We start from the raw sequence: 18,124 nt of genomic DNA on the forward strand, positions 1-18,124 counted from the left end.
GTCGCCACCGAACTGAACAACCGACCCCGCAAAACCCTGAGCTGGAAAACCCCAGCCGAAGCACTCAACAAGCTACTCTCAGAACCATTCAATCCACCCGGTGTTGCACTCACCACTTGAATCCGCCCATGGTGGAGCACGAGAAAACATGGTTTACATGATCATTTGGGGAAGGGGCAGGAGACGTGGGTGAGGACGTAGCTGAGGGGTCGCTGGTGTGGCACGTCCCGGACTGTTTCCTGCCCAGCCGGTCGAGCGGCTCGGCGAAGAGCCACGAAGCCTTCTGCGTGCTCAATGTGTCGCCCACCGACACTGCTGAGTTGAGCTTCACCTTCTACTTCGCCGACCGGGCTGCGTTGTCGTCGCGGGCAGAGCTTCCTCCGTCACGCAACGTTCACTTCCGCACCGACCAGCCGGAGATGATCGGCGTCCAGCTACCCACAGATGTCCCGTACGCCTGCCGGATCGCCAGCAACGTGCCGGTGACCGTCCAGTACTCCCGGCTCGACGCGCAGGAGGGCTACGCGTTGATGACCACGAACGCCATACCGGTCGGCTGACGCCCGGGGCGTCAAGCTGCCCAGGGCGCCAGCGTCGAGTGGGTCACGGGCGGGTGAGTTCGTCGCCGATGCCGTTGGACCGGATAGCGGCCGCGATGTCGTCCAAGTCGTCCTCGTCCAGCGCCACGTCAGCCGCGGGCACCCAGCCGTCGATCTGGTCCGGGCGGCGAGCGCCGACTATGGCGCCGGTGACGCCGCGGAAGGCGAGCGTCCAGGCGACGGAGAGCGCGGCGACGGACACGCCCTTGCGGGCGGCGATGGGCCGGAGGTCGTCCACCAAGGCGAGATTGCGCTGGAGCCCCTCGCCGGTGAAATCGGAGCTGCGGCTGCGCCAGTCGGTCGGACCGAGCGACGCGGCGCGCTCGGTGGTAAAGGTGCCCGTGAGCAGGCCGGAGGCCATGGGGCTGTAGACGATGACGCCGGTGTCGTGCTGTTCACACCATGGAATGACGTCTGCGGCGGCGTCGCGGCGGATCATGCTGAACGGTGGTTGAAGAGAGTCGACGTGGCCGATGGCCTCGGCGCGGTCGAGTTGCTTGGTGTCGTGGTTGGACAGCCCGATAGCGCGGACCTTGCCCTCGTCTTTGAGCTCGACGAACGTCTGCCAGTACTCTTCGACCGGCGTCCCGTCCTGGGTCGGCCAATGCATCTGGTAGAGGTCGATACGGTCCACGTCCAGCCGACGTAGGGACGCCTCGACCTCGCGACGGAGGCTCGCGGGCTCGCCGACGCGTCGTGCGCCGGCAGAACGGTCGGCGGGATCCCAGACCAGCCCGCCCTTGGTGAAAACGTACGGCCGGTCGTTTTCAGGGATGCCCTTCAAGGCGCGGGCCACGACCTCTTCGGAATGTCCCAGCCCGTAGACGGCGGCGGTGTCGATCCAGTTCACGCCGGCTTCGACGGCGTAGCGAATGGCGGCGACCGAGTCGTCGTCGGCCTGCGCTCCCCAGCCGTGGGTCCAGTCGTCCCCTCCGATAGCCCACGCGCCGAACCCGACGCGGGTGATCTCCATGCCTGTGCTGCCGAGCGATGCGGTCTTCAGTGTCACGTGTGGTCTTCCTCGATCTGTGGTGGACATGGTGGGATGGCGGCCGAGCTGCCACCCCACCACAGCATTCAGCTGACCGAGCGCGTTGTCCAATAGCACGCAACAATCGCACTCAGAGGCGACCTGCCTGGCGTCGACGTAGCCCGCGTCGGTGGGCCTCGACCATCAACGCGGGCCGGCACTTCTTGGGCGTCTCACCATAGTCATTCTTGCTGGCGTGAAACGCGCGTGGTGACCCCGGACATGTGAAAGCGTCAGCGTCAACGGAAAGGAAGAAGAGCGTGTCGATCCTGACGGAAGCACGCATTGGGGGAGATGATCATCTGGTCACCCGCAAGGCGCGGTTCGAAGATCTGTTCACCACCGAGTCCCGAGCCGTGCTCGGATACGCGCTCCGCCGCGTCGACGGCCCTGAGGATGCGGCCGACATCGTTGCCGAGACGTTCCTGGTGGCATGGCGACGCATCGACGATGTTCCGCCGGGCCGGGAGGGCCGGCTCTGGCTCTACGGTGTGGCACGCCGGGTATGCGCCAACCATGCTCGCGGTGGTCGGCGTCGGAACCGGCTGGCCGAGCGGCTCCGGGCTGACCTGCTCACGTATACCGGTGCCGGCAGCCGTGTGGGTGATCGCGCGCGCGACGAGGCTATCGACGTGGTCCGCTCGGCCCTGGACGAGCTCGACGAACACGACCGTGAGCTGTTGCAGCTCACCAGCTGGGAAGGGTTGACCGCAACCGAGATCGCCGAAGTCTTATCGCTGCCACCTGCGACGGTGCGTACTCGGCTGCACCGTGCCCGCAAGCGTTTGAAGGCAAGGCTCGAAGTACAGGGATGGCGAGCTGCGCGGCGGGGCGTTAAATGCACCGAGCGCAGCACTGAGTCCGCATGTGTGGAAGGTGATGGGCAGATGCCCGTCCGGCAGAAGGAGGAGTTGTGAGAGACGAGATGGACGCGATGGTCGGTGCAGCAGCATGGGTGTCGGATGCGGACGTCGAGGCGCTTCCCCTCCGGCTCGCCGAAGCTGACTTACTGGAGGAGATCATGTCCACACCGAGACCCGACACGATTCCCGTGGCAGGGACGGTTCTGGCCGACGGGCCGCCCGGCGGTCAGCCGAGGCGATGGTTCACTGGGCGACGCCTTGCGGCGGTGGCCGGCATCGCCGCCGTGACGACTGCGACCGCGTTCACACTGCACAGCGGGGGCGACAGCGGCTCCGTCTGGGCCGGCGAGGCGATAAAGGTGGCGGAATCGGCGCCGCGTTTCGTCGTCGACGCCCCCGGCTGGCAGATCGAGCACGCCGACGAAATCACCGCAGACAGGGGCAGCATGTCTCTGTCCGACGGGAAGGGCATCCTGTTCGTGAAGTGGTCGGCTGGATGGGATTTCGCAGACATCGTCGAGCACCGTCGTCCAGCGTACGAGGTTGAGGGGTCCCTGACAGTCGCCGCCCACCACGCCGTGGTTCTGTTCTCACCGGAGACGGGTGACGGCGCGGCGTTGTGGCAGCACGGAGACTACGTGGTGGAGGCCGTCACATACGGCAGCCTGAACGATGAGCGGATCGACCGGGGCACATTTGAAGATGTGGTCGGTTCCTTCACCGGAGTCGACGTCGAGACGTGGCTGGCATTGATGCCCGACGACGTCGTCCAGCCCGAGGAGCTGGAGTCCGCCGTCGACGAGATGCTGGCGGACATCCCGACGCCGGACGGCTTCGACCCCGTCGACCTCGCGGAGTCCGCAGGTGTACGTGACCGGTATCACCTCGGCGCCGAGGTGGCCGGCGCAGTGGCCTGCCGGTGGATCAGTCAATGGATCGAGGCCACCGAGGCGGGAGACTATGCCGCAGTTGACGAAGCCCAGGCGGCGCTCGCGACGGCGCACGATTGGTCGATCCTGAAGACAATGATGCCCGAAGGTGGTTACCCGCTAACGCTGTGGGGTTACGCCGACGGTGTGGTCAACGGTGGCGTGTTATCAGACGGAACCAGAGTCGACCGCGTCACGCCTGCAGGCGAGCTTTTCGTCGACACCATCCTGGAGGAACCGGTCTATGACTACGAGGTCGTCCTGTGCAATGACTGACCCGTAGCCGACTTCGTCAGTTGCCCTGCGCTTCTGGTGGCGCAGGGCAACTCGCCGCCTCGTTTACCGGGGAGCGTCCGGGGGATCGTGACCTCACGTGGCATGGGACGTGGTCAGGACGGCGGGTGGCGGAGCAGCTTCAAGAGGCGTTCCGCCTCGACGACGAGCGCGTCGCGTCCCCGAGCGATGTACTTCCGTGGATCGCTCGCCGCATCCTCGGCGAGTCGTTCCCGCACGGCAGCGGTGAACACGGAGTTGAGGTGAGTGGAAATATTGATCTTCGTCATTCCAGCCCGGACGGCGTTCACCAGGCCGGCGTCCGGCACGCCACTGGAGCCGTGCAGCACCAGCGGCACGGGCACGGCGTCGCGCAACGCGCTGATCAGATGCTCGTCGAGAACCGCGGAACGACGGGTCATGGCGTGGGACGTGCCGACAGCGACGGCAAGGGCGTCCACACCGGTGGCGGCGACGAAGTCGCGGGCCTCGACGGGGTCAGTACGGACACCGGGTGCGTGCACGCCGTCCTTGCCGCCGACTTCACCGAGCTCGGCTTCGACGGCGACATTCCGGCCGTGACAGAACTCCACCACCTCCGCCGTCTGAGTCACATTCTGGTCGAAGGCCAGCGTGGATCCGTCGTACATCACGCTCGTGAATCCCAGTTCGACCGCTTCATGCACCAGGGCAACGCTTTCGGCATGGTCGAGGTGCACCACCACGGGCACGTCCGCGCGGCGGGCCAGCTCCAAGGCGCCGAGACCGAGCGGTGCGAGAGCCCCGTGATATCGCACGCAGTTCTCGCTGATCTGGAGGATCACCGGGAGCCCGGTGTTCTCGGCTGCCGTGACGAACGCCTCGGCATGCTCGAGGAGGATCACGTTGAAGGCGCCTATCCCGGCGCCGGGCGCGGGAAAGACGTCGGTGGTGGGGACCAAGCTCATAAGGTGACCTCGTGGATCTCGACGGCTGGTTTCAACCGCGCGTAGGCGTCGGCGTCGTACTCGCCGGCCACGGGCGCGCGGACGGTGGCGGCCGAAAGGGCGCACGCGTCGCGGAGCATATCCGGCCATGATCGGCCCGCGAGGATTCCAGCACTCAGGGCGGCGACCACGGAATCTCCGGCACCGGTGGGATTGCCGGTGAGCGGTTTGGCGAGCCGTGCCGTCCAGCTGGCATCTCCGGTGACCGCCAGGAGCCCGTCCGGCCCCAAGGACGCCACCACGACGCACCCGCCCGCTTCGGTCAATGCCCGGGCCGCACTGCGCGGGTCGCCGATGCCGGTGGCGGCCCGCAGCTCTTCGGCGTTCGGTTTGACCACGTACGGCGCCGCGCTCACCACGGCCGGGAGCACATCGCCCGAGACGTCCACCACGGCCGGTGCGCCCGCGGCCGAGATGGCGCGGACGAGGTCGCCCAGCATGTCCGGGTCGACACCCGGTGGCAGGCTTCCGGAAACGACGACGACCTCCCCGGCCGTCGCCAGCGCGGAGACCCGGTCGGCGAGAACCGCCCATTGATCAGCGCTCACCCGCGGTCCAGGCTCGTTGAAGAGCGTGGCGTCCCCGCTCGACTGATCGACGATGTTGACGGTGCGGCGGGTCTGGATGTCAGCGGCGACGAAGGCGTCGGCGATACCCAGCTCGCCGACTCCCGCTCGAAGCGCGGTGCCCTCGGCGCCGCCGACCAGCCCGGTCACGGTGACGGGAACGTCCAGGGCATGCAGCACCCGCGCGACGTTGAGGCCCTTTCCACCGGGCCGGCTGTGCACCGTCCCTATTCGATGGACGGTTCCCGGCTCTAGCCGCTCCACCGTGTAGGTGAGGTCGAGCGCGGGATTGGGCGTGACGGTGACGACGCTCATCGCCGCGCTCCGCCGTCATCGAGTAAGAGCTCACGCGCCAGCAGACTGGCCCCCAGGCATCCGGCTCGATCCCCGAGGACCGCGGTGACGACCCGTGGACGGCGGTGGAAGGTGAGCCGCGCACGCAGACGTTCTTCCAGTGGTACGACGAGCTGGTCGCCCGCCTGGGACAGGCCGCCCCCGAGCACGATCACCTGGGGCGCCAAGAGCGCGCACGCCGTGGTCAAAGCGGCGGCGAGGGCGTCGACCGCCTCGTCCCAGACCTCGATGGCCACCGCGTCACCGGATCGGGCACGGCGCGCCACCTCGGCTGCACCGTCGACGGCTGAGCCGGACCTGAGGGCGTACCGGCGCGCGATCCCGGAAGCGGAAGCGATCGCCTCCAGGCAGCCACGGCTCCCGCACGCGCACCGTTCGTCGTGTCCGACGTCGACGTGCCCGAGCTCTCCGGCCATCCCGCCGCCGTCGACGACGTGACCATCGGCGATGATCGCGGCGCCGATCCCGGTGCCGATGGGAACGAACAGGGCGTTGTCTACACCTCTGGCAGCGCCCAACCGGGCCTCGGCGAGTCCGCCGGCGCGCACATCGTGACCGAGTGCCACAGGCAAGCCGGTGCGCTCTTCGGCCAGCCGCCGGAGTGGGACGTCTCGCCACCCGAGGTTCTCTGACCAGAGGGCATAGCCGCGAACCTTGTCGACGATGCCCGGGGCAGCCAGGCCGCACGACTCAGCGGCACGGGCAGCGGGATGCTGCCGCAATTCGTCAAGCACGTCCAGCACCGCGACGACGACCGCCTCGGGGCCGCCCCGGCGGTGCGTGATCCACGCGTGCGTGTACAGCTCGTCACCGCCGGTCCCGTACACCCCGCCTTTGAGCCGGGTGCCGCCGACGTCGAGGGCGATAACGGAGCCGGTTGCTGCGTTCAACGCACGCCGGGTTCGAGCACGACGGAGCGATCCAGGTTTCTCGGCCGGTCCGGGTCCAGTCCCTTGCTGACGCCTAACGCGACCGCCAGCCGCTGCGCTCGGATCAGGTCCACCATGGGATCGAGCGTATCGGCGACCACCTGTGCACCGATGGCCTCTACCTCGGCCGCCAGGCCGGCGGGCGACTCGCCGCCGAGGAACCAGACGGCACACTCGTGGTCGGCAAGGCTGATGGGGCCGTGCCGGTAGTCCATGGCCGGGTACGACTCCGCCCAGGAGAGCGAGGCCTCGCGCATCTTCAAGGCGGCCTCATTGGCGAGACCGACGGTCCATCCCTGCCCGAGATACACGAACTGCCGGCACGCGGCCAGCGAGGCTTTCACCGGTGCCTCGATGGCGTGTCGCGCCGGCTGGGTCAGTGCGGATATGTCATCACCGATGTGAGCCCGCAGCAGTGCGAGGGTGGTGGTGGCGAACCGGGTCTGCACCACGGACTTCTCGTCGGCGAAGTCCAGGACGACGATGTCGCCGGCGACATCGGAGATAGGCGTGGCCGGATCCGCGGTGATGGCGACCGTCGGGGTATGGCTCCGGACCGTCTGGAGGAGGTCGAGGACCTCACTGGTGGTACCGGACCGGGTGATGGCCACCAGCCGGTCGTAGCGCCGGCCGAGCGGGAACTCCGAGGCCACAAAGGCGTCTGTCTCGCCCAGACCCCGCTGTTCGCGACGGGCTGCGTACGCCTGCGCCATGAACCATGAGGTGCCGCAGCCGACCACGGCGACCTTCTCGTTCGTGCGGGGCAGCAGACCGGCTACCGAAGGCGTCAACTCGGCCGCGCGCGCCCAGCAGTCCGGCTGGCTGGCGATCTCGGCCTGGACATGTGTCTGACTCGACAAGGAAACCTCCGGGACGTTCGGTGTTTGGCCGGCCGCCGCTCAGTTGTGGATGGAATGGCTGTGCTGTGTCGTGAGCTGAAAGGTGCCTGCTTTACCGCGCGACTCTGACGCCATCTTGAATGGCAGGATTGTCCAATGTCAAGCGCTTCGAGCGCCTAGCAAGCAAGAACAATCACAGAACACTCATGGAATGAGCAGATGAGCAGTCACGGCTCGTCGGCGGAAAGAAGGCCGGCCTGATCTTGGGTGATGGAACAGCAATGAGTCACGTCGGCGGTGACCAGATGGGCTCAGGCGGCCGAGATGTCCGGCCGGCGATGCCGGAGCTTTATGCCCGGATGACGTCGATCCCCGCGTCCTGGAAGCGCTGCACGGTCTCGGCGTCGGCCGCGGCGTCGGTCACCAGCACGTCGATCGCCTGTGCGGGCAGGATGTGAGCGAACGCGCGCTGATTGAGCTTGCTGCTGTCCGCGGCGACCATGACCTGCTCGGCGTGCCTGGCCAGGAGCGCATTGGTGGCCGCCTCGCCCTCGTCAAAAGCCATCGCCCCGCGATCCGGGCTGACGGCGTCGACGCCCAAGACGACGAGATCCACCGAGATTGCTTCGAGTAGCCGTTCGGCCAAGGGCCCGATGATCTCGTAGGAGTGCGTGCGCACCACGCCCCCGACCACGACCACCTTGATGTGCGGCCGCACGGCGAGTTCACTGGCGATGTTCAGCGCGTTGGTGACCACGGTGAGGCCGGTGCCACTCCGGTGATCCTGGAAGTCGTCGTGCATGGCGATCGCACGCGCGACATTGGTGGTGGTAGTGCCGCCGTTGAGTCCCACGATGGAGCCAGGACGGATGAATGTGGCTACGGCCTGCGCGATGCGCTCCTTCTCGGGCGCTTGCCGGCCGACCTTGTAACGCAACGGCAGATCGTAGGAGACGGTGGCGGCGACGGCTCCGCCCCTGGTCCGCGTGAGCAGCTGCTGCTGCGCCAGGTGTTCGAGGTCGCGGCGGATGGTCGCCGAGGAGGCGCCCAGTTTCTCCACCGCTTCCTCGACGCTGAGGGAACCGGATTCGGAGAGCAGGTCGAGGATGGAGGTGAGCCGTTGGTGCCGGTCCATGCGTGATCTCCGAACGGGGCAGGTGCGTGATTGCTCACAGCGATTATCACTCGGATTCAATCATCAATGTGCGAACTCGTGGGGTTCGGCAGGTCGCTGGGCCTGCGGCTTCACGACCGGCCGGCGACGAGCACCGTGACGCCGGAGTCGCCGGCGCTGCGTTCGAGCTCCGCAGGCGCGTCCGAGTCGGTCACGAGTGTCCACGCGGGCGGCAGCGTGGTCCAGGCCGGCGCGTCCGACACGGCCAGTTTGCTGGAGTCCGCGAGAACGGCCACGCGCTGGGAATGCGCCGCTATCCGCTCCTTCACCGCGGTCTCCTCCAAGGTCGGCTCACCGATGCCGCGGGCCGGGTCGACAGCGTCCGCGCCGAGGAAGGCGACCGAGAAGGACAGCCGGTCCAGGGCCAGGTCCGTCAGCGGACCGACGACGCCGTGGCTCAGCCGGCGGATCCGCCCACCGAGAATCACCACATCCACCTGGTCGGACGACGCCAGGATGGTGGCGGTCTCGAGGCCCCGGGTGACCACCACGGGAGGATCGCCGGCCCAGTCGTGTTCCGCGATCAGCCTGGCCAGCGCGGCGCAGGTGGTCCCGGCGTCGATGAAAACCGTTGCTCCGGGCGAGACCAGCGGTCGCGCGGCGACGGCGATCGCACCCTTGGCCTGCAGCCGGGTTCGCGCGCTCTCTTCGATGGGCCGCTCGTGGAACGCCTCCGGAATCACCGCGCCACCATAGGTACGGGCCACGATTCGGTCCGCGTTGAGGCGGCCGAGATCGCGGCGGACCGTGGAGGCGGACACGCCCAGCGCGGAGGCGAGTTCGTCGACGTGAGTGGTGCCTTGCCGGAGCAGGTCCAGCAACGCCTTGTGGCGCTCGCGGGTGCCCCGCCGTGTCCCCCGTTGCTGCACGTGTTCTCCCTGCCGTCGTTCTGCGTCAGCCCCCGTAGGCCTGGCGGATCCCGGGCACGTAAGGGCTGTAGTCCACGGCCGCCAGGTACGCCGACAGCATCGTGGCATGGTCTGCCTGGCCGGTTCCGGCGATGTCGAATGCGGTTCCGTGGTCCACCGACGTGCGCAGGATCGGCAGGCCGACGGTGACCGAGATCGTGCCGTTGAAATCGTAGGTCTTGGCGGCGATGTGGCCCTGGTCGTGGAAGTGTGACAGTACGGCGTCGAATCGGCCCGTCAGTCCCTGGTGAAATACCGAGTCGGCCGGTATCGGGCCGTGCACTGTGAGCCCGTCGGCCCTGGCGGCTTCACAGGCCGGAGCCACATGCTCGATCTCCTCGTCGCCGAAAGCGCCGTTCTCCCCGCCGTGTGGGTTGACCGCCGCGACCGCCAGGCGGGGCTCGTCGACCCCGAAGACGCGCAACGCCGTGGTCGCCTCCTCGATCGCCTTGCGCACCGTGCTCTGCGTGATCTGGTCGAGTGCCCGCCGCAGGGAGACGTGCCTGGTGGTGAAGAAGATCCGCAGGTGGTGGCCCTCCACCGCGGTGTTGCGGACCACGAACATGGTGTTCTGCCGGGTCACTCCGGTGAGTTCGCCCAGCATCTCGGTGTGTCCGAGGTGTTTCGATCCGGCCGACCAGATCGCTTCCTTGTGGACCGGCCCGGTGACGATCCCGTCGACCTTGCCGTCCATCGCGGCGCGCGTGGCGACCTCGATGGCCTCCACGGCGGCGCGCCCGGCGCGTCCGTCCACCACGCCCCAGTCCGGCACGTCAGCGCCGAGTACGCCGATGTCGTAGACGTCGATGGTGCCGGGGCCCGCGGGCTCGGTGCCGAAGTCGGTCACCACCCGGACATCGACGTCCAGTCCGGCGGCGAGCACACCGCGCCGGAGCGCCTCGGCATCGCCCACCGCGATGCCGTGATGGTGGTCTTGGCCCGCCACCTCGGTCAAGGTCCGGGCGGTGATCTCCGGGCCGATACCGACGGGGTCGCCCAGTGTGACAGCGAGAACGGATCGGGTCATGTGTCCCTCCATGGATCGGACGTGGGCAGGGTCCTCGACTGGGCTGCCCGGACGTGCCTGCGAGCAGCCTCGGCGGCACGCTGCAGATGTTCCACGCAGGCCACCGTGGTGCCGGCGTCGCCGACCAGCCCTCCCTTGGTGACCACCGGCAGGCCGGCCCACGGCCCACCGACAAACGTACCCGCGACGGCGAGCGGCACGAGCTCCCGCTCGACATCCAGGCCCGACGCCGCGAGCTCGGCGAACAGTGCAGCTGAGACGTCACCGCCGGTGGCGAAGAGGCCGTCCACGGTGTGCTGTTCCAGCGCCCGGCGCACGGCGCGGGCGAGCGAACGCGGCAGGAGCTCCGCTTCGTCCGGTGTGATCCCGGTAACGTCCGTGTCCTCCAACACGGTGGCGAGCAGGACGACCTCACCGGCGCTCGCGGAAGCCAGGGCCTCCAACAGCGCGGCGGACGTCTGGTCCACATCGGGCACCGGTCCTGCCGGGCCGGGGCGGGCGTGCACAGTGATGACCGGCAGTTCCGCACGGAGCCGGGCCAACTGGGTTCGGGTAAGCCGGGTGGCGGAGCCGGATACCGCGAGGATGGGTGCTCCGTCGGCGCGTTCAGTGATCTGCATGGCCCGCGCTAACGCCACCGACATCGGCCCCGGATCCACCGCGACCCACACGATGCTCTCGTCGGCCGCGGTGACGGCGGCGTTCGCGGCGACGGCGGCCTGTGCGATCCGGTCGAGGTGTTCGGTGGTGAGGGCGTCCGTGATGATCACGTCGGCCCCGGCGGCCACCCGCTCCCGGAGCGCCGCGCCGAGTTCGGCGACGTCGCCGGTGACCGAGGACAGGCCGACGTGTTCGATAGCCAGGTCGGCCTGGTCCAGCAGCCTGGTGGCGACTCGGGAATCGGTGATCGGCGCACGCGGGTCTTGAGCCAGCTCGGTGTCCTCGAGCCGGGCGCCGTCCAGGAGTTGCGTGCCGTCCACGGTGTGCCGGCCGGCGTTGGGATGGGCCGGGGTGCACAGGGCGACGGCGCGTCGCCCAGCTTCTGCCGTCACAGCGCGGAGTATCGCCGACGTTGTCACCCCGACGTTTCCACGTAGCGTCGAGTCGATGCGGTTGCAGACCAGCGTCGCCGGCCAGCCGGCCCGGACCGCCGTCGTCACCCTGGCGGCGGCCTCGGCGGGAGGACTGTGCCGGGTGTCTGTGCTCACGACGACGACGTCGAACCGAGCGCCGAATTCGGCGAGGACCTCGGGGCCCTGGCCGGAGCCGATGGTCACCGCACGCAATCCCGCCTCGGCGAAGCCAGCCGCGGTCGCGTTGGCACCTGTCAGGTCGTCGGCGACGACCAGGATAGGTCCGGGAGCGGGGACATCATTCACAGAATCGCACTCGCGATCAGCAGCAGCGGCAGCGAGCCCAGCCACACAGCCGTGGTGATCCCTGACCAGCCGCGCAGGGCGGCCACGCCCTCCAGGCCGGTGAACCGGGTGACCACCCAGAAGTACGAGTCGTTGAAGTAGCTGAAGACCATCGATCCCGCGCAGCAGGCAAGCACCGCCACCAGAGGGGAGATACCGAGGCCGGACACGAGCGGTGCGGTGACTGACGCGGCGGTGATCATCGCGACGGTGCCGGATCCTTGCGCGAGCCGCACCAGCGACGCGATGAGGAACGGAACCAGCACCCCTGGAAGATTCCACGACGAGATGGTCTCGGCGAGCTCGTCGCCCACGCCCGAGTCGCGCAGTACTTGCCCGAGCGCCCCTCCGGCTCCGGTGATCAGCAGGATCAGCCCGGCGGCGGATGCGGCCTGGGCGAGCCAGCCGGTCACTTGCGGGCGGGTGATCCAGCGGGGCAGCAGGACGTACACGGCGAGCAGGATGCCGATGATCAGAGCCACCACCGGGCTTCCCACGAAGGACATGAACTCCGCCGCGCCGGACGGCTCGTATCCTTCGTCCCCGGCGAGAACACCTTGGCGGTTGCGGTCAACCGCCGTGGTCACCGTGTTGGCGACGATCAGCAGCAGCGGTACGAGCAGCGGCAGCGAGGCGAGCCACGCGGTCATCCGGTGCGGTTTCTCCCCGTCGGGAGGCGTCCCCAGCGCGTGTGTGATCTCCTCGGGCCCGTCTTCGTCCGGTTCTTCAGCGGCCGTGCTCGGGCCGTCGTCGACAGCGGTGATCGAGCCGGCGGAACCGGCGGAGGTCGTCGCCGAACCGGCGGAACCGGCCGAGCCGCGCGCGGAGTCCATCGCCGCACCGACCGAACCGTAGACGGCCGTGCGCACGTCCGGCACGATCTCGCTCTCCAGTTTCGGGCCCATCCACTTCGCGTACAGGACGACGATGGGCATCAGCACCACGGTGAAGGCGAGGCCGGTCAGGATCACGCCCCCGAGGTCGGCTCCGATGATTCCGGTGACGGCCAGCGGGCCAGGTGTGGGCGGAACCAGGTGGTGGGTGAGCGTCATCCCGCAGCCGAGTGCGAGCGCGAGCGTGACGTAGCCAGTCCGTTTGCGGCGCGCGATCGAGCGCGCAAGCGGGTTCATGATCACGTACCCGGAGTCGCAGAACACCGGGATGGAGACCAGGCCACCGGTCCCGGCCATCGCCCACGGCTCCCGGCCGCGTCCAAGGGCCCGGACGAACGCCCGGGCGAGAGCGTCCGCGGCGCCCGACACCTCCAGTATCTTGCCGACCGCGACACCGAGGCCGATGACAATTCCGATCGAGCCCATGGTGGCGCCGAAACCGCCGGTGATCGAGGCGAGGGTGTCCGTGATGGGCGAGCCGGCTACGAAGCCGACCACGAGCGCGGCGATGAGCAGCGCTATGAACGCGTCGAGCCGGGTCCACAACACGATCACGACGATGGCCGCGATGCCGAGGACGAGGGCTGCCAGTAGTTGAAGATCCACGTCGATCCTCCTGGAATGCGCACGGAGTTCGGGGGAGCTCGATGCGCGTCGGATGGCGATGGGACGTCTATGTGTTGAGACATCATGCCGCTCCAAGATGCGTAAATCAACCGCTTAGGCCTTTGCAATATGAAAAGAATGCGCAAGTCCTGTGCCGGCGCCGGGTCCGACGAGCGTCGCGAATCCGGTCCCCGGCAGTCGGTCCCGGCAGTCGGTCAGGCGATTCGATGCCGGTAGAGTCCAAGTGCAGCGAGGATGGTCCGCCGCCTAGTCTCGGGAGCATTCATGACAGCTGAGCATCGCAGCCAGCAGTGGTACGCGGGGGAGGGTCGCGATGCCTACATCCACCGGGCATGGATGCGCCGCGGGGTACCGACCAACGCCTTCGACGGCCGGCCGCAGATCGTCATCGCCAACACTGCCTCGGATCTCACCCCCTGCAATTCCCACCTCGACGAGGTGGCGACGGCCGTCAAGGGTGGCGTCTGGGAGGCCGGCGGCATCCCGCTCAACCTTCCGGTCATGTCGCTGGGGGAGACGCAGGTCCGTCCCACGGCCATGCTGTGGCGGAATCTGGCGGCCATGTCCATCGAGGAGATGCTGCGAGCCAACCCCGTGGACGGCGCGGTATTGCTCGGCGGCTGTGACAAGACCATTCCGGCACTGCTCATGGCTGCCTGCTCGGTAGATCTGCCGTCCCTCGTGGTGTCGGGCGGGCCGATGCTCACCGGTCACCATCGGGGCGTGCCGCTCGGCTGTGGCACGGACGTCTGGCGGTTGAGCGAGGAGGTCCGTGCGGGCACGCTGAGCGCGGAGGAGTTCCGGCTGTCCGAGTCGGCGATGATCCGTAGCCGCGGGCACTGCAACACGATGGGCACCGCCTCGACGATGGGATCGATGGCGGAGGCGCTGGGCATGACACTGCCCGGGGCCGCAGGCATCCCGGCGCCGGACAGCCGGTTGCTGGAACGGGCGCACGAGGCCGGCCGGCTCGCCGTCGAGCTGGCCCGATCCGGGAGACGTCCCAGTCACATCATCACCCGTGAGTCGTTCACCAATGCGATCGTCGCCCTCGCCGCGACAGGGGGCTCGACCAACGCCGTGGTCCACCTGCTGGCCATCGCCGGGAGGCTCGGCGTCGACCTCACGCTCGATGATTTCGACCGGATCGGCGCCAAGGTTCCGCTCCTGGTGGATCTCCAGCCGGCCGGCCGGTTCCTGATGGACGACCTGTACCGGGCCGGAGGATTGCACGCGGTGCTGCGCGAGGTGCAGGACCTGCTGGACCCGGCGGCTATCACGGTGACCGGCAAGCCGCTGGTCGACTACCTCAGCACCGCCCAGATCTGGGACGAGACCGTGATCCGCCGTCGGGCCGACCCACTGCAGGAGGAGGCCGGGATCGCGGTCCTCCGCGGAAACCTGAGTCCGGACGGGGCGATCATCAAGCCGGCGGCGGCCTCGCCGCACCTGCTGCGGCATCGCGGTCCCGCTGTCGTCTTCGACAGCATTGAGGATCTGCGGGCTCGTTTGGACGATCCGCAGCTCGACGTGGACGAGAACTCGGTCCTGGTGCTGCGCGGTTGTGGCCCCAAGGGCTACCCGGGCATGCCCGAGGTAGGAAATACACCGCTGCCGGAGAAGCTGCTGAAGCGCGGCATCCGGGACATGGTCCGGATCAGCGACGCGAGAATGAGCGGCACGGCCTACGGGACAGTCGTGTTGCACGTCGCCCCTGAGTCCGCCGCGGGTGGGCCGTTGGCGCTGGTGCGCGACGGCGATCCCGTGATTCTCGACGTCCCTGCCCGCAGGCTGAAGATCGACATCCCCGACGACGAGCTTCGCCGTCGCTCGCCCAACGAGGCGACGACGTCCGCCTACGCCCAGCGGGCGCGTGGGTGGGAGCAGCTGTACATCGACCACGTCCTACAGGCGGACCGCGGCGCCGATCTTGACTTCCTGGTCGGCTCCAGCGGAGACGAGGTCAGACGGGAATCACACTGACCTCTCACCCCCGCTTGTGCACCTGATCGTCGTTTGTGCACCTGATCTTCTTTGCGGCAGCGATCAGGTGCACGAGTCGGGCGGATCGCCGCGGTTGTGTCATCCGATCGGATCTCACGATGTGGACGCTAGACGATCAGGTGGACGAATGCGCCGACAGTGCGGGTTCGGTCATCTGATCGCCGCAGGGGAGGGCTGCGCGTCGGTGCTCGGTGGGAGTGATGCCGCGCACGCGCTTGAACGCGACGCTCAACGCGAACGCGTTGGCATAGCCGACCTTGCGGGCGATCGAATCGATCGTGGCGTCGGTCTCGCGCAGAAGGTCGGCAGCCATCGCGATCCGCCAGTTGGTCAGGTAGGTCATCGGCGGTTCCCCGGCGAGCGTCGCGAACCGCCGGGCGAACGTCGCGCGTGACGCCCCGGCCTTCGCGGCAAGACTCTCCACCGTCCACGGCTGAGCAGGCTCGTCGTGGATGAGCCGTAGCGCCTCACCCACCAGTGGGTCGCTCTGCGCCCGATACCACCCCGGTGTCTGTGCCTCGGGACGATCGAACCATGCACGCAGGGTCGCGGCCAGGGCGACGTCCAGCATCCTGTCCAAGACGACTTGCTGACCGGGCTGGTCACTCATCAGCTCGGCAGCGAGGAGATTCATCGCGGCCCGGCATGTGTCCTGGCCGGGCACCACGAGCACCCTGGGCAGGGCACTCAGCAACCGTGCGCTGACCACACCGCTGACTTCGTACGTTCCGCTCATGATGATCGTGGCGCCGTCCGGACTCTCCCCGCAGGTGCGTGTCGCCATCCGCAGGTCGTCTGTGACGTCCACGCCGGAAGGCGTCGTATATTGACCGCCCGCGTGGATGACGAGGTCGGGGCGCACGGTGGGATCATCAGCCACTGTGTAATGCTCAGAACCGCGGATGATGGCGATGTCGCCAGTGTGTACAAGCGTCGGCTGGTCATCGTCGGGGACGATCCACGCATGCCCCCGCAGCGCTGTCATGAGCGCGAGCGGCGCGCCATCGGCGATTCGCAACGACCACGGCGGCTCGAGAATCGCCTGATTGAGCAGTGCGCTCTGGGCTCGCGTGCCGTCGATCAATCCACTTAGCGCATCCACGTCCCCAAGCGTAGGCGAGACGCTGAGAAATGCAATAGAGCTCCTCAGCTATGGAACGTCTCGCCGCGGTCGGATGAACTGGAGCACAAGCAAAGACCCCAACCGAGGGAGAAACCATCATGTACGCAATCACAGGAGTCACCGGCCATGTCGGCGGTCACGCCGCCGAAGCGCTGCTGGCCAAGGGCGAGCGGGTCCGGGCAGTGGTGCGTAGTGCCGCCAAAGGCGATGTTTGGGCGGCCAAAGGCGCCGACGTCGTTATCGCCGACATGAACGACGCCGACGCTCTAACCGAAGCGCTGAGTGGATGCGAAGGAGTTTTCGTCCTGCTACCTGTGACAGACGCGGGCGCGCAGTTCCACGCCCAGCAGCGTGCGCTGGCCGACGCGATAACCGGGGCTGTGGCGTCCAGCGGGGTGCCACACGTGGTCGCGCTCTCATCGGTCGGTGCCGAGCTCGACCACGGTACCGGACCGATCCTGCCGCTGCACCACTTCGAGAACAGCTTGCGTTCCGGGCCTGCTGTCGTATCGGTGCTGCGCTCGGCCCACTTCCAGGAGAAAGTCACCGACATCCTCGACGTTGTGCGCACGGCGGGAATCTATCCGAACTTCGGCGAGTCAGCGGATGTGGCCAAGCCGATGAACGCGACGGCCGACATCGGTGCGGTCGTGGCGGAGACGTTGCTTTCGCCTCCGGTCACCAGCGAGATCGTCGATCTGGAGGGTCCCTCCTACACCGAACGAGAGGTGGCCCAGGCACTCGCCGCTGCGCTCGGGAAGCCGGTCGAGGTGGTCAACATCCCCAGAGAAGGCTGGGTCAACGCCCTGGTGGACGGCGGCGTGCCAAACGATTTCGCCGAGATTCTGGCGCAGCTGTACGACGCTGAGGAAAGGGGAATCTTGCGAGCTCAGGGTGACCGGGTTATCCGGCTCACGACGCCGATCGAGGAGACCGTCCGCCGGCTTCTGGAGAAGGTTGCCTGAAACCCCAGTGGGTCAGTGAGTCGCTCACATCGCGTCGCCGGCTAGGTTGAGCTCCCACTCGTTCCTGGTCAGCGCGTATTCAACCTCGCCATGCTCGTCGCCCTCGATGTGGTCCGGCCACTCCTGGTGGAAGACCCGGACGAATCTGAGGCCCGACTTCTCCATGACGCGCCGGGACGCGATGTTGACGGCCATCGTCTCCGCGAACACCCGCCGAACCCCGTACTCGGTGAAACCCTTGTGGATCAGAGCGCGGGCGCCCTCGGTGGCATAGCCTTTCCCCCACGCCGAGGTGCGTAGCCGATATCCGAGCTCGGGTTCGTCCAACGGCTCGTCTTTGCGAGGCCGGAAGTGGAACCATCCCAGGAACTGCCCGGTGGACTTCTCGATGACGGCCCAGAAGCCGTAGCCGGCGAACTGGTCGTAATACCGGAGGAATGCGGGCAGGATATCGTTGACGACCTCTTCGCGGGGCGTGGCTCGACCACCGTTGATGTAGTGCATGACGGCGGGGTCGCTGTCCAGCTCGACTAGGTTGTCCACGTCGTCGGGCGTGAACCGGCGCAAGATCAAGCGGTTGGTTTCCAGAAAGACGTGCACGGCTCGGCCCCTTCGAA

At 67.8% G+C, this 18,124-nt stretch carries 17 protein-coding genes and 1 pseudogene; 6 read left to right on the top strand and 12 right to left on the bottom strand.

The features are described 5' to 3' along the window. Positions 1-120, top strand: a pseudogene (locus G1H11_RS10135) (IS30 family transposase); the annotation flags it as partial. 65 nt (positions 121-185) lie between these two features. Continuing rightward, positions 186-560, top strand: coding sequence for a sensory rhodopsin transducer (locus G1H11_RS10140; protein WP_216843626.1), 375 nt, complete (start codon positions 186-188; stop codon positions 558-560). A 43-nt stretch (positions 561-603) separates the two neighbouring features. On the opposite strand, the gene G1H11_RS10145 is transcribed toward G1H11_RS10140, so the two are convergent. Continuing rightward, positions 604-1,638 (bottom strand): aldo/keto reductase, encoded by a 1,035-nt coding sequence (locus tag G1H11_RS10145; protein WP_425501216.1) that lies wholly within the window; start codon positions 1,636-1,638, stop codon positions 604-606. A 251-nt stretch (positions 1,639-1,889) separates the two neighbouring features. Here G1H11_RS10145 and G1H11_RS10150 point away from each other — a divergent pair, with 251 nt between their 5' ends. Beyond that, positions 1,890-2,546 (top strand): RNA polymerase sigma factor, encoded by a 657-nt coding sequence (locus G1H11_RS10150; RefSeq protein ID WP_216843628.1) that lies wholly within the window; start codon positions 1,890-1,892, stop codon positions 2,544-2,546. Next, on the top strand, positions 2,543-3,697 hold the full coding sequence (locus G1H11_RS10155; protein ID WP_163818467.1) for a hypothetical protein: 1,155 nt from the start codon (positions 2,543-2,545) through the stop codon (positions 3,695-3,697). The genes G1H11_RS10150 and G1H11_RS10155 overlap by 4 nt, the downstream gene beginning before the upstream one ends. A 113-nt stretch (positions 3,698-3,810) precedes the next feature. Here the strand turns inward: G1H11_RS10155 and G1H11_RS10160 are convergent, their stop codons facing one another. The 9 genes from G1H11_RS10160 to G1H11_RS10200 form a co-directional block, all read right to left on the bottom strand. After that, positions 3,811-4,641, bottom strand: a complete 831-nt coding sequence (locus tag G1H11_RS10160; RefSeq protein ID WP_163818468.1) for a class II fructose-bisphosphate aldolase — start codon at positions 4,639-4,641, stop codon at positions 3,811-3,813. Further along, positions 4,638-5,561 (bottom strand): 1-phosphofructokinase family hexose kinase, encoded by a 924-nt coding sequence (locus G1H11_RS10165; protein ID WP_163818469.1) that lies wholly within the window; start codon positions 5,559-5,561, stop codon positions 4,638-4,640. Before G1H11_RS10165 ends, G1H11_RS10160 begins: the two co-directional genes overlap by 4 nt. Then, positions 5,558-6,490 carry an ROK family protein gene (locus G1H11_RS10170; protein WP_174257574.1) on the bottom strand — a complete coding sequence of 311 codons (933 nt, stop codon included), beginning with the start codon at positions 6,488-6,490 and terminating at the stop codon, positions 5,558-5,560. The genes G1H11_RS10165 and G1H11_RS10170 overlap by 4 nt, the downstream gene beginning before the upstream one ends. Next, positions 6,487-7,389 carry an SIS domain-containing protein gene (locus tag G1H11_RS10175; protein ID WP_163818470.1) on the bottom strand — a complete coding sequence of 301 codons (903 nt, stop codon included), beginning with the start codon at positions 7,387-7,389 and terminating at the stop codon, positions 6,487-6,489. Before G1H11_RS10175 ends, G1H11_RS10170 begins: the two co-directional genes overlap by 4 nt. A 328-nt stretch (positions 7,390-7,717) precedes the next feature. Continuing rightward, the gene (locus tag G1H11_RS10180; protein ID WP_163818471.1) at positions 7,718-8,503 is read right to left on the bottom strand and encodes a DeoR/GlpR family DNA-binding transcription regulator; all 786 of its coding nucleotides are present in this window, start codon (positions 8,501-8,503) and stop codon (positions 7,718-7,720) included. Positions 8,504-8,613: 110 nt separating this feature from the next. Further along, the gene (locus tag G1H11_RS10185; RefSeq protein ID WP_216843629.1) at positions 8,614-9,411 is read right to left on the bottom strand and encodes a DeoR/GlpR family DNA-binding transcription regulator; all 798 of its coding nucleotides are present in this window, start codon (positions 9,409-9,411) and stop codon (positions 8,614-8,616) included. 25 nt (positions 9,412-9,436) lie between these two features. Then, on the bottom strand, positions 9,437-10,477 hold the full coding sequence (gene pdxA, locus G1H11_RS10190; RefSeq protein WP_163818473.1) for a 4-hydroxythreonine-4-phosphate dehydrogenase PdxA: 1,041 nt from the start codon (positions 10,475-10,477) through the stop codon (positions 9,437-9,439). After that, a complete protein-coding gene (locus G1H11_RS10195; protein WP_163818474.1) occupies positions 10,474-11,856 on the bottom strand; it encodes a four-carbon acid sugar kinase family protein in 1,383 nt (460 codons plus the stop codon). The genes pdxA and G1H11_RS10195 overlap by 4 nt, the downstream gene beginning before the upstream one ends. Then, on the bottom strand, positions 11,853-13,394 hold the full coding sequence (locus G1H11_RS10200) for a GntP family permease (protein ID WP_216843630.1): 1,542 nt from the start codon (positions 13,392-13,394) through the stop codon (positions 11,853-11,855). Before G1H11_RS10200 ends, G1H11_RS10195 begins: the two co-directional genes overlap by 4 nt. A gap of 285 nt (positions 13,395-13,679) precedes the next feature. Here G1H11_RS10200 and G1H11_RS10205 point away from each other — a divergent pair, with 285 nt between their 5' ends. Then, positions 13,680-15,398: an IlvD/Edd family dehydratase gene (locus G1H11_RS10205; protein ID WP_163818475.1), complete on the top strand. Its 1,719-nt coding sequence runs from the start codon at positions 13,680-13,682 to the stop codon at positions 15,396-15,398. Positions 15,399-15,534: 136 nt separating this feature from the next. Here G1H11_RS10205 and G1H11_RS10210 read toward each other — a convergent pair whose 3' ends face one another. Further along, the gene (locus G1H11_RS10210) at positions 15,535-16,521 is read right to left on the bottom strand and encodes a cupin domain-containing protein (RefSeq protein WP_163818476.1); all 987 of its coding nucleotides are present in this window, start codon (positions 16,519-16,521) and stop codon (positions 15,535-15,537) included. 119 nt (positions 16,522-16,640) lie between these two features. Between G1H11_RS10210 and G1H11_RS10215 the strand changes: the two genes are divergently transcribed. Next, positions 16,641-17,507 carry an NmrA family NAD(P)-binding protein gene (locus G1H11_RS10215; protein ID WP_163818477.1) on the top strand — a complete coding sequence of 289 codons (867 nt, stop codon included), beginning with the start codon at positions 16,641-16,643 and terminating at the stop codon, positions 17,505-17,507. Positions 17,508-17,531: 24 nt separating this feature from the next. Here the strand turns inward: G1H11_RS10215 and G1H11_RS10220 are convergent, their stop codons facing one another. Further along, on the bottom strand, positions 17,532-18,107 hold the full coding sequence (locus G1H11_RS10220; protein WP_163818478.1) for a GNAT family N-acetyltransferase: 576 nt from the start codon (positions 18,105-18,107) through the stop codon (positions 17,532-17,534). Positions 18,108-18,124 lie beyond the last annotated feature (17 nt).

Origin of the sequence: Phytoactinopolyspora alkaliphila, from assembly GCF_010550695.1 — a bacterium.
Taxonomy (GTDB): Bacteria; Actinomycetota; Actinomycetes; order Jiangellales; family Jiangellaceae; genus Phytoactinopolyspora; species Phytoactinopolyspora alkaliphila.